Origin of the sequence: Microcoleus sp. B5-D4, assembly GCF_036705145.1 — a bacterium.
Lineage (GTDB): Bacteria > Cyanobacteriota > Cyanobacteriia > Cyanobacteriales > Microcoleaceae > Microcoleus.
The window spans coordinates 62,064-75,285 of record NZ_JAUBTV010000030.1 but is presented as its reverse complement, the minus strand read 5'-3'; the positions used below and the strand labels follow the sequence as shown (position 1 = coordinate 75,285).

General features: G+C 45.9%; 14 protein-coding genes. 7 read left to right on the top strand and 7 right to left on the bottom strand.

What is annotated here, in order from left to right; all coding sequences use genetic code 11:
• Window positions 1–91: 91 nt before the first annotated feature.
• Window positions 92–1,126 carry a histidine kinase gene (locus QUB10_RS16280; protein WP_333203638.1) on the bottom strand — a complete coding sequence of 345 codons (1,035 nt, stop codon included), beginning with the start codon at window positions 1,124–1,126 and terminating at the stop codon, window positions 92–94.
• 640 nt (window positions 1,127–1,766) lie between these two features.
• Window positions 1,767–3,167 (bottom strand): S-layer homology domain-containing protein, encoded by a 1,401-nt coding sequence (locus tag QUB10_RS16275; RefSeq protein WP_333203636.1) that lies wholly within the window; start codon window positions 3,165–3,167, stop codon window positions 1,767–1,769.
• A gap of 69 nt (window positions 3,168–3,236) precedes the next feature.
• Between QUB10_RS16275 and QUB10_RS16270 the strand changes: the two genes are divergently transcribed.
• The 5 genes from QUB10_RS16270 to QUB10_RS16250 all read left to right on the top strand — a co-directional run bounded on the left by QUB10_RS16270 (window position 3,237) and on the right by QUB10_RS16250 (window position 8,933).
• A complete protein-coding gene (locus tag QUB10_RS16270) occupies window positions 3,237–3,791 on the top strand; it encodes a hypothetical protein (protein WP_333203634.1) in 555 nt (184 codons plus the stop codon).
• A gap of 494 nt (window positions 3,792–4,285) precedes the next feature.
• Window positions 4,286–4,768: a BON domain-containing protein gene (locus QUB10_RS16265; protein WP_333203632.1), complete on the top strand. Its 483-nt coding sequence runs from the start codon at window positions 4,286–4,288 to the stop codon at window positions 4,766–4,768.
• 398 nt (window positions 4,769–5,166) lie between these two features.
• Complete coding sequence (locus QUB10_RS16260) at window positions 5,167–6,384, top strand: histidine kinase (RefSeq protein WP_333203630.1); 1,218 nt, start codon at window positions 5,167–5,169, stop codon at window positions 6,382–6,384.
• 998 nt (window positions 6,385–7,382) lie between these two features.
• Window positions 7,383–7,523 (top strand): hypothetical protein, encoded by a 141-nt coding sequence (locus tag QUB10_RS16255; RefSeq protein WP_333203628.1) that lies wholly within the window; start codon window positions 7,383–7,385, stop codon window positions 7,521–7,523.
• A gap of 348 nt (window positions 7,524–7,871) precedes the next feature.
• Window positions 7,872–8,933, top strand: coding sequence for a pentapeptide repeat-containing protein (locus QUB10_RS16250; protein WP_333203626.1), 1,062 nt, complete (start codon window positions 7,872–7,874; stop codon window positions 8,931–8,933).
• 147 nt (window positions 8,934–9,080) lie between these two features.
• Here QUB10_RS16250 and QUB10_RS16245 read toward each other — a convergent pair whose 3' ends face one another.
• Window positions 9,081–9,266, bottom strand: a complete 186-nt coding sequence (locus tag QUB10_RS16245; RefSeq protein ID WP_333203624.1) for a hypothetical protein — start codon at window positions 9,264–9,266, stop codon at window positions 9,081–9,083.
• A gap of 57 nt (window positions 9,267–9,323) precedes the next feature.
• On the opposite strand from QUB10_RS16245, the gene speD reads away from it, so the two are divergent.
• Window positions 9,324–9,746 (top strand): adenosylmethionine decarboxylase, encoded by a 423-nt coding sequence (gene speD, locus QUB10_RS16240; protein WP_333203622.1) that lies wholly within the window; start codon window positions 9,324–9,326, stop codon window positions 9,744–9,746.
• A gap of 84 nt (window positions 9,747–9,830) precedes the next feature.
• Here the strand turns inward: speD and QUB10_RS16235 are convergent, their stop codons facing one another.
• Window positions 9,831–10,427 (bottom strand): hypothetical protein, encoded by a 597-nt coding sequence (locus QUB10_RS16235; protein ID WP_333203620.1) that lies wholly within the window; start codon window positions 10,425–10,427, stop codon window positions 9,831–9,833.
• 145 nt (window positions 10,428–10,572) lie between these two features.
• On the opposite strand from QUB10_RS16235, the gene queF reads away from it, so the two are divergent.
• The gene (gene queF / locus QUB10_RS16230) at window positions 10,573–10,992 is read left to right on the top strand and encodes a preQ(1) synthase (RefSeq protein WP_006633986.1); all 420 of its coding nucleotides are present in this window, start codon (window positions 10,573–10,575) and stop codon (window positions 10,990–10,992) included.
• A 37-nt stretch (window positions 10,993–11,029) separates the two neighbouring features.
• Here queF and QUB10_RS16225 read toward each other — a convergent pair whose 3' ends face one another.
• The 3 genes from QUB10_RS16225 to QUB10_RS16220 form a co-directional block, all read right to left on the bottom strand.
• A complete protein-coding gene (locus QUB10_RS16225; RefSeq protein WP_333203618.1) occupies window positions 11,030–11,227 on the bottom strand; it encodes a DUF2283 domain-containing protein in 198 nt (65 codons plus the stop codon).
• Entirely contained in the window at window positions 11,214–11,432 is a 219-nt protein-coding gene (locus QUB10_RS34250) for a DUF4258 domain-containing protein (protein WP_445300786.1), read from the bottom strand. Before QUB10_RS34250 ends, QUB10_RS16225 begins: the two co-directional genes overlap by 14 nt.
• A 106-nt stretch (window positions 11,433–11,538) precedes the next feature.
• Window positions 11,539–12,951, bottom strand: coding sequence for a cytochrome c biogenesis protein (locus tag QUB10_RS16220; RefSeq protein ID WP_333203616.1), 1,413 nt, complete (start codon window positions 12,949–12,951; stop codon window positions 11,539–11,541).
• Window positions 12,952–13,222: the final 271 nt, after the last annotated feature.

Genomic DNA, 13,222 nt, shown 5'->3' with positions numbered 1-13,222 from the left:
CCCCCCCCCCCAAAAAGGGCGGGGGGGCACGCCCATCCCACTTTCAAGAGTGGAAGTTATTTAATTCTCATTCCTAAACACAGAGCTTGGTTTAAATTTGTTCTTCCCCTTGATTAAAACGCTGCATTCCTTGATTTTCCTCTACGCGCACAATAGCATCTTTGGGAATATTGAGGATGCCTGTAAATGAATTTTGGCTTACTTTGAAAGCTTCTTCCTTATTTTTGTACTCAGCAAGTTCGCGCTGTAAATTGTCAATTGTCTCTTGAAACCGAGCGGCTTGTCTGAGCATTTCTTGTTCTGAAAAGTCCAGCAATTGAATCAGATTAGCCACTTGATATTCAAGTAATTGGGTTTCGGCAAGATTGTTATTAGTAACAAAAATTTTAGAAGTTTCTGAATAGTCAAAAACACTTTTTTTTTCGGGCATGGATAATGCAGTTTTGACACTAAGTGCCAAATCTTTAAACATTTCAGCCGTGCTTTGGGGAATTTTAACTTTCAGGAACATCACTACCGCAAACACACTTCCTGACGGCAGAAGTCCCCCAAATCCCAATACCGACTTGACTTGGTAGGGGATAATTAAAGAATTTTGCTCAGGAATAAAGGGGCTGCCTTTTGCCTCTGATACGTGAAAAATATTTAATACAGCGGGCTCTAATTGCAGGAACCTTTCTCGCTCAATTCCGAGGAATGTAGGAATGTCTAAACCAAACTGCCGGATTATTTCCGAAATCGCCGGCATTTGAGCCACTAATTTGGTGCTAACTAATGGAATAGCTGTATTTTCTGCTGCTGTGTGCCGAGAATTCCACTGAGGTTCTGTGCCTGCGGCTGCTAGCAGAGTCCAACATTTCATGTCGGCGGCGGGGGAATTGCCCTTCATCAAGCGGCGCGCGGATTGTTGCAATGAGTCTTCTAATTCCCCGTAGGGATGAGTTTTGAACAAACGCACTAAGGCACAGGTATTTTCTCCAGTTTGCGAATCGCAAAAATGTCGGTAAATATAGTTAACAATCTTCTGGCTGCTGGCTTCCATACTAGCAGTATTTCTACCTAAATGGCGCAGGACTAAGCTGCATTTCGCCATGTCTTGCGGGGTAAATAAGGTAATATCGTACATTAAAAAATGCTCTCCAAGAGCTCAAACACTGTTTTTCATTTATCGTTAAGGCCGCTAAGCCATCCGGAATCCTACTGAGAGTTTTGAAGAAAGTGTTATATCAAATCCGGTAGCATCGGAATTATTCCTCTCTGTATTCTCTCCCTCTGCGTTCTCTGCGCCCTCTGCGGTTAAATCATTCCGATACAACCGGAAACGATATTAGTTAAAATATGTAGAAAATTTGCCCGCCAAATGCAGCGGTTGTATGCCAGGATACAGAAATTAAGATTAAAAAAAAATCTATCCCCTAGGGTAGGCCACAAGGACAGAAAAGCCGATGTATAATTTATGGAATAATTTTTTACGATGACTCGCCCATAGGAATTAAAGAAACAAGGTTTTTCAGCGGATATGCCTCGCGTTGTATTGGGCATTTTCGTAGATAAAAGTCGGTTTCTGGGTCAGCCATATTCACAGAAATCCTAGAAACTCAAGCTGCAATTTTTGTGGTGGCCGATCGCACGCCGATGTCGAAACTTGGTAAAATTTCGTCAGTCTTGGACGCAGAAACCGGGTTTGGCGACAGAGAAAAAACCCGGTTTCTTTGTTTTGGCTAACTAGATGGTGTGTTCAAAACTTTTAACCACGCCAAACAACTCTACTCAACAGGTTGAGACTTTGCTTCCAGGGCATCTTTAGCAGACAATCCCTGATCTTGAACGCCAAAATACCACAAACTAGCAGCTGCTTCGGCACGAGTGACTGATTTCTTCGGCTGAAACAGAGTAGTAAAACCAAAAACCCGGCGAATATTCGCCAAATCTCCATTGTTAAAATCAGCTAAAACTGCCCGCGACGCCTGGGAATCAATCTTAGAAGCATCTTGAAAACCCCACTTTTCTTTCACCCCGTCAATGTTAGCTGTCGGCAAAACTTGACGACTATCTAAAGGCACTTTCCAGAGAATCATTGTTTCGCGAGTTAAAGGTGCATCCGGGCGAAATTTCACATCTTTAGTTTCTCCAGAAAGCGAACTCGGAATTACACCGGCTTCTGCTAAACCTTGAATTGCTGAAAAATCGGGATCAGTTTTGGGTACGTCAGAAAAAGCTGGTTCGCTAGAGTCTACTGCTAATCTAATTTGTTTGGCTTGACGGCTAGCATAAATCTGATTGTTAGCTGCTACTAACCAGCGGGCGTATTCGCGGCGAGTGACAATTTTGTTGGGTTTGGCTAAACTGCTGGCAGTTTCTAAATTAGCGCTTTCTGTAGTTCGCACTTTCAGCACTTCCAACTGACTTAAATCTGCCACAAACTGTCGCAACTGTTGAGGAATTTGGGTGTCTAGTTGGCTAACGTTTGCTGATTTGGGTGAGGCGGATGGTGTTGGAGTAGTTCCCTCTGAATTAGAGGGAGTTGGTGAAGCGGTTGGAGATGCGCTAGACTCGGAATTGTTAGGTTGGGGACTGGCGGCAATTTCTGGGCTTTCTTTGCTGTAGTCGATCGCAAATTCTGTAGAACCTCCTACTTTCTGAGTAGGAGAAAGCGACACTGTTACCCGCAAATTATCTCGCGTTGCTACCAAAGAACCTTGTCCCTCGGCGGTGGGGCGGCTGACTATTTCCCAGTTGCGACGCCCAAACTCTGTAGAGTAAAAGTTCCCAACGGAATTAACAGGATCTGTGCTTTCCCAGCGCAGCCGCACATTTTTTGGCGACGGATCTGTTTCCCCACTAACTTCGATTAACTCAGCATTAGGATAGAGTGGAATCTCTGTCGGGAAATCGGGAGGAAGTTTGGCGGTAGAGTTTGTCTCAATAGCTGTCGCTGGTGGCGGGGAAGAGAAAACTACTGGATTTTGTTTTAATTTCGGATCGGCGGCTAATGATTCTTCGAGTGCCTTGCTGTTGGGGCTGTTTGCACAACCTGTGACAGCAGCCAGTAGACACACAGCCAGCCAAGTATTTACAGCAGCGAGTATATTGGTTTTATTGGTTTTAGTGATTTTAGATCGGCCTTGAGAGTTGCCTCGCCGTTGAGTAAATATAATATTCAGCATAAATCCCCCCTTTGCGGATATATTTCTAGGCTAGCGCAGATCGATCGGGCATATATAATTTTTACCCAAATGAAATTTCTGTATTTACTTCTAGTTACTGCTACATTACTTTCATACCCTGTCAAGTTTGCCCGTCCCGCTGCATCTCAACCATCCCCGCTGCGGACAGCCATTCAGACGCCAGAGTGGCAGCCATTTTGCTCGGCGATGGGTCAGTTTGCGATCGATATGCCCGCAAATCCCAAAATTAATTCTGAAACTTTTTCAAATCAAATTATTGCTCATACATACCGATCAAACTTAAAAAACAAAGAAACTTATTTGCTTCAATACTTTGACCTTGATTTTCGGCTGAGGAACAATAATATCAATAATATCAGAATTACTTTAAATAATGCCGTTGATTTTTTCGTCGTGGCAGCGAATGCTAAAGTCTTGCAAGTGCGGGATATTTCCCTCGGAGGCTATCCCGGAAAAGAATTTGAGTTTCAGCCGCTTTCTCCCACGGAACCTATAGGTGTAGGTCAAGTTTTTTTGGTGGAAACGCGCGTTTACGGGCTGGTTGCCACTACCCCAGAACCAGAAAATGCTCAAAAATTTCTCGACTCTTTTCGTTTGTTTTGAAGCAGGAAGTTTTACAATGAGTTGTGTAGGGAATTTAACAGATTTAACGCATAAATGTTGAGGGAATAAGCTACAGGTTGCAGGGAAGAGAGAAAAATTAGTTGGGAGTGGCGAGCAAATTTATTAATAAAACTTACGCTTTTCAACTTGGTGTCTAGGAAAATATTTGCCTGGGGAACAAAAAAGGCGGGTTCAAACTGGTTTCTGAGTAATAATGTGGTCAGAACTAAATTACGCTAAATTTGACTTAAGACCTTATTTTATTTTTTGTACTCTATCTAACGACATAGATAAATTTTACACCCGTGGAGCGATGTAGATACTTGCTGAAGTTTATATATTTAATATAAGGATTTTTAAAGCGCAGAAAGCACAAACCAGAAAGCACAAACCAGAAAGCACAAACTAAATATGCTGTCTTGCTCCATCTGGCTCCCATCTGGCTCAACCAAGTCAGCCTCATTGAAAGCTTACCCGGAGGGTATTAACCTATTATGAACAAACTAACACCAATTCTCCTCAGCGGCATCCTATTATTTGGAGGTGCTGCTTGCAGCGACGGGGCTAAAACTAGCGCTGATGCTCCTAATTCTGCCACAGGAAATACCAGCAGCCCACCCGCAGCCGGTACAGTTCAAGAAACTCAGGGTGACGCCACTAGCCAGATTCGCCAAAACCAAGCAAATTCTGATATCAGGGCCAGAGAACAGCGCAACAATGTGACGGGTGGCGATGCCATCAGAGCTGATAGCGACCTGCAAAGTGAAGTGCGGTCTAAGTTAGAAGTAAACATCACTAAAGGTCAGCTAACTGTTGAGGCAAAAGATGGGCTTGTCACCGTAGGTGGCACAGTTCCCAATCAAACTGATTTAGCTAAAATTGAGCCGCTAGCTAAAGAGATTAAGGGTGTCAAAGATGTGAATGTTACGGCTGTTGTCGCCCCCGCTGCACCTGCATCGCCTAGCAGCAATCAATAAATTAGCAGGAAGAATTCCGAGGGAAAGAAGGAAGAAGGATGTAGTTATCTAGGAGAGAAGTCTGAGGGAAGACGGTAAAGTTGGGCATTGTAAGATTGCTTTCGGAGGGGCTCGCAACGCTTAGGTAACTCTCTAGGGAGCGCGGGGTTTTAAGTGAAAGAGTTTAAATTGAATTTTAAATTGACGCACTCAAAACTCGCGCAATACCTGCAACTTTCCCTTCCCAATTTCCGATTTCTCATCCCGGAGAATTAGTGGGAAACCAACCTGAAGATAGAGCGGGAAGTTATTCCCACCGACCGATGAAAATTGCTGGGAAAAAATGACTAAATGTGATTGATGGCAGAGCATAAATTCTGTGGTTGTGTAAAAGTAGTATATTTTTCAGGAGAAAAAAAATGGCTTTAGGTCAACACAAGCGAGCTGTAGGAGCATTTTCTAATTACCGAGATACGGAACTAGCCCTGATGGAGCTGCAAAGTACCGGGTTTCCGATGAATAAAGTTTCGGTAGTTGGCGAAAATCTCGATCGCAGCGAAATTGCGGGCGCTAGCACTGGTACTGGTAAGGGTACCGACGACAAAGTGGGCGGCGGTGCAAAAGCAGGCGCGACAGCGGGAGTCGTGACGGGTGGTTTGATTGGGTTACTCGGAAGCATTGGAGCGCTAGCGATTCCGGGAGTTGGCCCGGTGATGGCGGGGGGTGCGATCGCAACTCTGCTGGCAGATACTGTAATCGGAGGCGCGATTGGGGCGGCAGCCGGCGGTTTGGTAGGCGGTTTGGTCGGTTTGGGAGTTCCCGAAGATAAAGCTAAAGCTTATAACGATCGCGTCTCGCGCGGAGAATATTTGGTATTCGTAGAAGGAACAGATGCCGAACTTGCCACAGCCGAAGGAATTATGACCGTGCGGGGCATTCAGGATTGGGGCATTTACGATGTGCCTGCAGACACTGGCCGCAGAGCTTCGGGTCGCCAGAAGCGCGCCGTGGGAGTATTTTCAACCCGCCGCGAGACGGAACACGCACTGGGAGAACTGAGAACTGCCGGTTTCGACATGAATCGGGTTTCGGTGATCGCTAAGGATGCTGAGTCTAAAGGCGACATCGCAGGCATTGACGTGCACGACAGCGCGGACAACAAATCCGATGAAGGGGCCACAAAGGGCGCACTCACAGGTGGTACTTTGGGCGGTTTGACAGGTTTGTTGGTAGGTCTGGGCCTAGTGGCAATTCCGGGAATCGGGCCGATTATGCTGGCAGGAGCCTCAGCTACGGCGATCGCCACTACACTAGCCGGTACGGCTTTGGGTGCGGCAGCAGGCGGCTTGATCGGAGCTTTAGTCGGTATGGGAATTCCCGAAGAGGAAGCTAAAGCATACAACGATCGCGTGGCGAGAGGAGATTACTTGGTACTGGTTGACGGCAGCGAAGCAGAAGTCGCTAAAGCTGAAACCATTTTGAGCCGCGGAGGTATTCAACATTGGAACACCTACGACTATAATCCCAGCGTCGATAGTGCTCGCGCTGATTACGGCGCACCTGGCACTCCGGGCGTTGATACTACCGCTGGTGTTTACGATCCAACTTATGGCACTACCGGCCGCCCTCTGATTTAATAATTGAGAGTTTGTTTGGGTATTGTTTCTAGTTTCTGCACAGTAGTTGCACTCGCGCGATCGGATTGTGGAAAGCGAGCCAACCAACAGGGGCGAGCTAGCGGTTTTACGCTTCGTCGGTAAAATTATCTCAAAAGTCGGCTTTTTCTCTGAAAGCCGGCTTTTGTTTTGTTCTGGAAACTTAAAAAAGCCACCTGTCAAAAGTTTAATTTTGATTAGGGGCCCAGTCCGTGATCTGGGCTTTGGGCAGGAGGATCGATCGGCTCCCTTAATTTTTATACCCTAAATTGGCAGTGTTTTTTTACTCTGTAACACTCACTACAGCTCGATTGCCCACCCCGCAGTATTATCAAATTTGATGACATAAATTACAGCAGATATTGCCCAGTTAGTCAAAGAGCGACTATCTTTAATTATGGGGTGGGTAATTTCACCAACTTATACAGGTGAAGTAGCCCGTCCCGCGCGCCCAGAAATGCCTGCGGTGGTCGGCAAATATTAGAATAGTAATAATTGTCGGAGCCTTCGGGCAAGACTTAGGCCGGTCATTAGTTGGCTGTAGCAGCCGAATTGCCGTTGGCAAGACCTGCTACAGGAATACAGTTTTTCTGGGAATGCCTCAGCGAAACATTTGAGAAGCCCAGGAACAGCTTTTATGTCCGGGAGCGCGTCTGGTGTCCGGTGTTCTGTTAATTAGAACCGCAAGCGCTCATGGATCGAGTAAAGATTGACAGCAAGCACAGCAGCGCGGGAGCACAATGGCTCGCGGCGTCTTTTTTCGCGAAATCTCAGGCTCAGGGCAGCGTATTGTTTGCTTGGCCTGCGACTCGCTCAGCACTCCGAGGGAAACAGCCTTCCTGTTGGATTTCACTGGCGCGCAGCCCAGTGGGGGGAGGTGAAATTAGCTGAGCTGACCGAGCTCTGCTTTCATGGGCGATCGAAGATAGAAGGCACTTATGTAGAAGGCATTTGGGGTTGAAGCTCCGATATCTTGTTTCTTGATTGCACGAATAAATTCGATCGCCAGTACCAGCAATTTTTCCGGTCAGAATGCGGCGCGGATGCCGCCAGCAATACCCCAAATATTGGATCGATCTTGTCAAGGTCGATCGACAACTTCTCGGTATTTTGGTAAATAGTTAGCAGGTAATACTTAGTGATTAGCAGTTAGTATAAATACAACTAACCATTAACAACTAACATCAACCGCCAACTAATTACTAGAAAAATAAGGCTTACAGGGCTTACACGGGGCGAGAAACTCGGTTTCTTCATGACTTCCGCGCTGAAAACACCCAGATTCTTTACGAGAAACCGGGTTTTTCGTAAGTTATAACTAGGTGAGCAGGGTGATGCTAGGAATCAAGCAGTTTTGACAATTGTTAATGTGGCAGTATTGTTGTAACAAGTTACTGCCAAACACGATAGTACAAATTTTCAGACAACATAGAACATCGAGAAATTAAGGAAACTCACTCAATTTTTTTATGAATTTCACTGAACTTTTAAGTGCCGATGAACTTTTAATTAGACATAGAAACGGGGAACGAGATTTTCGAGGTACTAACCTCATTGCAGCTCATTTGAGTGAAGCTAATCTCAGTCGAACAAATTTGAGCAACGCTAATTTGAAAGGTGCCAACTTAATTAGAAGCAAACTAATTGGAGCTAATTTAAACGGCGCCGACTTGAGCGGGGCTAATTTGTCTAAGGCGAAATTAATTGAAGCTAACCTCGGAAGTTCTAGTTTAACTGGAACTGTGGCGATCGCCGCAGATTTTAGCGGGGCAAATCTCAGCGGAGCAATATTGTCTCAGGCTGACTTGAGCAAAGCTGTGATGACGGGAGCGAGTTTAGTAGGAGCTTGTTTGCTAAGCGGCTCAAAACTAACTGAGGCTAATTTGAGCGGGGCGACGCTGAGCCGAGCAATTATGAGCGGGGTTGATTTAAGCAGAGCAAATCTGACTAGAGCGATTCTCAGCGAGGTAGATTTGAACGGGGCGAACCTGAGCGGAGCAACTTTAACTCGGGCTTATCTCAATCGCGGAAATCTCAGCGGCGTCAATTTGGTTGGGGCTTCTTTGAGCGAAGCAAGTCTGCGGGAGGCTTCTATTTGCGCTGCTAATTTGAGCGGTGCTGACTTGAGCGGTGCTGACTTGCAATCAGCCAATCTAAATGGCTCTAATTTGAGCGGTGCCGACTTGCAGGGAGCTAATTTGAGTAAAGCAAATTTGAATGGTTTGATTCTGCACAATGCTGATTTGAGGGCTGCGAATTTGAACAAAGCTTCTTTGCGGGGAGCTAATTTGAGCGGTGCGAATTTGTCAGGTGCTAGCTTGCTGGAAGCGGATTTGCGGGGGGCGAATTTGAGTCACGCCAATTTGTCGGGCGCGGGTTTGCTGCTGAGTTCTCTGACAGGGGCGAATTTGACAGGAACTAATTTGTCCGAGGCTAATTTGATTGGGGCGAGCTTGAATGTTGATAATTTGAATGAAGCCGCTTTGGGCGGGGCGATTTTGCCGAATGGAGCTACTCACAGCCGGGATTGATCAGTTGATTAACCATAATTAAGTAGGTCAATCTCAACAAAACCGAACACCGAGAAACCCGATTTTTGTATGGGCGGTGCCCAGAGTGCCGGCCCTTCCGGGTTTCTCGCCTCTCCATCGCCCGGAGCTGATTAAGGCGGTTGAGCTTTAACCCCATTCTACGGAAAGCCGATTTTGGCAGGAAATGCACGAAACATCGATCGCCCCGATCGAACTCCAATCGAACTCAACCTGCACTCGGTCAGGGCCAAAGCGCCCCAAAAAACCCGGTATCCTCGCGCTCATCGCTATTTGGGAAATATTTTGGGAATTTACTTGAAAATTTATGGACACCGTGCTAACATTAAAAGGTTTGAGACTTAAAAATCAATAGAGGTAAAACCCCGCAGAATGAAACAATTGGGAACCCATCTGGTCGCTGATGCTTGGCAGTCTCCTGGAGACCTGCTCAACGATCCTGAACGTATCCGCCGCGCTATTCTCGATGCGATCGAAGCCGGAGGAGCTACTCTCATCGATTTGTGCGTACACCAGTTTAGTCCTCACGGAGTGACAGCTACTGCTACTTTGGCAGAGTCCCATATAGCAATCCATACTTGGCCTGAACACGGTTATTTTGCAGCAGACTTATTTTTCTGCGGAGCCGGCGACCCTCACCGAGCCATGAAGGTGCTACAGACAGCTTTGGAAGCTAAACAGGTAAAACTCACTGAGTTCACGCGCGGTTTCGAGCCCGGGGTGGGCATCCTAGAATCTGCTTGTGAAGAGCAGTATGCGCCTCGTACAGTAGAAACGAGTGCCGCCAGAGGATGATAGCCAATTAGCGTAACTTTCAACATTTTATGCTAGGTTTTGTTTAAAATCCCACGGCTGGAGTCGTGGGATTCTTGTTGGAATTTACTTTTTCATTAATAAAGGGCGGACAACTAAATAACCTGCACCGAAAGCTGCAATCACAATCAGAAAAATCGCGATCGCCAACCACAATCCGCTTAAATCTGAGGTTTTTTTGAGTTGTGATCGCACACGGTAAGGAGTTTCCGGCACCTCTGTAAATAATTTGTCTGGAAGTGGCTGCGGCATCGGGGAGGCTGTTGGCTCCGGTTCCGGTAGTGGGAAGGGGAAAGCCACTGTCTGAGGTGGTTGAGGTATGGCAGAGTTAGTCTGCGAGGTTGCAGGTGTTGGGGGCGGAGGTTGAACGCTGAAATTGAATTTGACTGACGGCATTTGAGGCATCCCTGTCTGGGTGACGCTCTGAGCCGAGTTGACTACTTGCTGTAACTGTTGGGATACTTGAACTACTGTTTCTACTTCTCGCCGCAGTTGTTGATTTTGTTGGACTAATTGCTGATTGTGGGTTTTGAGGGAGTCCACCATCGCTTGGGCTGCTTGCAGCTCTGCCGTGACTTCTCGATAGAGGGAAATTGGTACCGATGGAGAGTAACTATTTGAGTTTTCAGGGGAAGTATTGTCAGATAAGGTAGTATTTTGCATAATTGTAGATGGCGAGGGTGAACTTGTTTTAGTTTAGCCTGAGAGTATTTGCAATTAGATCGATCGCAACACAATTCGTCAAGATATTTGTTACAGATATTGAAGGTAAATTTAATTTAATGTTACAAGTTATTAGTCGATCGCTATGAACAACTACGCACCGGAACAAACTATGTCGCAAAAGTCAAGCACCGAAGAAATGAAATACGGCGAGCGCCAGATTTTGGAAGGGGAGTTAATTACTTTCCCGAATCCGCGAGTCGGGCGGCGCTACTCGATTAACATTACGTTGCCGGAGTTTACTTGCAAATGTCCGTTTTCTGGCTATCCCGATTTTGCGACAATTCACGTTACTTACGTGCCCGACGAGCGGGTGGTAGAGTTAAAAGCGCTGAAACTGTACGTTAACAGTTATCGCGATCGCTACATTTCTCACGAAGAATCGATCAATCAAATTTTAGACGATTTTGTGGCCGCTTGCGCGCCGCTGGAAGCGACGATTAAGGGCGATTTTTCGCCACGCGGGAACGTCCACACCGTGATTGAGGTGTCGCATCAGAAGTAGGTGCAGTCCCTGTGAGTGTCCGCCCGCTTAAACTGTTTTAGCGGGCAGGTATCTCATCGGAGAGAGATTCTAATGACATAAATTGTTTGACATTTAATATTTCAATCAACACCAGTTCTCCGCTGCTAGAATAGTGCAGAATCATGTTTCCTTCCTCTTCGGCATAGGCGATCGGGGCATCGGAAATTTCGATCAGCATCGCATCTACATCAGGGCTATATCTAATCTTTTTCATATCTTGACCTCTTACCAGGATAAGCAGTAATTACTAAAATTTTATCATCATATTCTTGGTAAACTACTCTTAGGACAAGTCCATTCAATCTCTGTTGACAAATAAACTTTCCTTCACCACTTGCTTCTAACTTACTAGGGGTTCTGATAGTTTCAGAAATCAAATCTGTTGATATTGTAAGCCCGCGACTTTCTAGAACCTCTATTTTAAGTAATGCGTGTTAACTGAACTCAATCCTTTTCATCACATTTATTTCCTGTTTAATTATCCGTTTTTTACCTGGTTTAAGGTGCGCCTAGCGCACCCTACGGTTAGCTTTGACTAGCTAGAGAAGTCGGCGCTATTTCGCTCTTTTTTTCCTCTTGTTTCGATTCTGCCAACTTGTCCAAAATCTCCACAACTTCTCTTTCAAAAGTCACCTGAGCGCGATTTGTGCGGCCGCCGACGTATAGTTTGCCGTCCTTTTCCAAAGCCCAAATCTGCGAGTGAGACAGATAGCTCATCAGCACACTAAGCATCAGCAACCCGAAGCCAGTATAAACGATCGGAATGCCCGGATCAGCTTTAATTTGTAATCCCGTACTGCCTACAACTTCGTCAATTGTCAGCATGACTCCGTTAACTTCCACCGCCGTTCCTGCGCGAACTGTAGTTAACAATTTGCCATCCGTACCGTACACTAACATCGTTCCTTGCAAGTCTTTTGCTAGCAGAGAAACTCCCGCACTCAAATCTGGTTTTGTCGGAATCCAAGCACCCCAAATTCGGCCTTTACCTTGAGTGTCTAGCTGAGCCATTGGCAATTGTAAAACCGGGCTTTTGTTGAGGCGAACTCGCACGGCGGCTATTGCCCAATCTGCTTGATAAAATGTGACTCCCCGGTATCTGAGGGGCTCGTTAACGTGAATGGTTTTGCGATCGACCTCTTGGCCTGTTTTGTCCAAAACTGACAGATCAGAGTAAAATTGGTCGATCGCACCGCTCGGACTATAATCAATCCAGAACCGATTAACTCGCATCGACCAATCCTTCGGTATTTGCGGCCCCGCCCAAGGCCCCGCATCCAAGATATTCTGCACCTGAAATGTTTCGCCGCTGGCAACCATTTCTTGACCGAGAAATCCCGTCATTGCGCCCCATATCGACCCAGTTAAAATAATTAGCATACTGGCGTGAACAATAATCGGGCCGATTTTGCCAATTATTCCCTTGCGGGCATAAACTTTTTCGCCTTCTCGAAATATGCGGTAGTTTTTTTGCTGCAAAAGTGGTTCTAATGAACTTAAAGCAACTGTTTCTAATTCCGCACTGAGAGCTAATTTTTCAAACTGCTTTGGTTCTTCATAAAATTTCCAGCGGCGGGCGGCTTTTAGTGCAGGAAATTGTCGGGTAAATGTACAAGCTGTTAAGCTGCTGCCGAACAAAATTAGGATTGACAAAAACCACCAAGTGCGGTATACGTGGTCAAGTCCTGCAATTAGCACAACTTTCCAAGTTAGGAAGCCGAACAAAGCAGGGTGTTCTGGATAGTTAGATTGGTAAAAGGGTACTGATTGGCCTTGTTCGATGACAGTGCCGGAAATGCTGAAAAATGCGATCGTCAGCAGCAAGATAATGGCCAGCCGCAAATCTGCGAGCACCGGCAAGATTTCTCGCTTGAAAAACTTTTGAGGGGCAGTCGCCCAGCTTGAGAGTTTTGATAGAAACACTTCTTTGGATGTCATTGGTAATTATGAAGGAAGTTCGGCAACGGATTTTGTAACGGATGTCAGCAAGTTCGGCAACGGATTTTGTAACGGATGTAACGGATGGAAGAAGGGAGAAGGAAGAGAAAGGAGGGAAAAAAAAGATGAACAAAATATTATTATGTTTATTGAAAAAGTCTCAATCAATTTTGAATTCTTTCTCTTTTCTTTCTTTCTTCCTTCGTGTTCTAGCGCTTACGCGCGGCTTCGCCTAACGCGTCTTCGCGGTTCGTTAAAAAAAACTTAATTC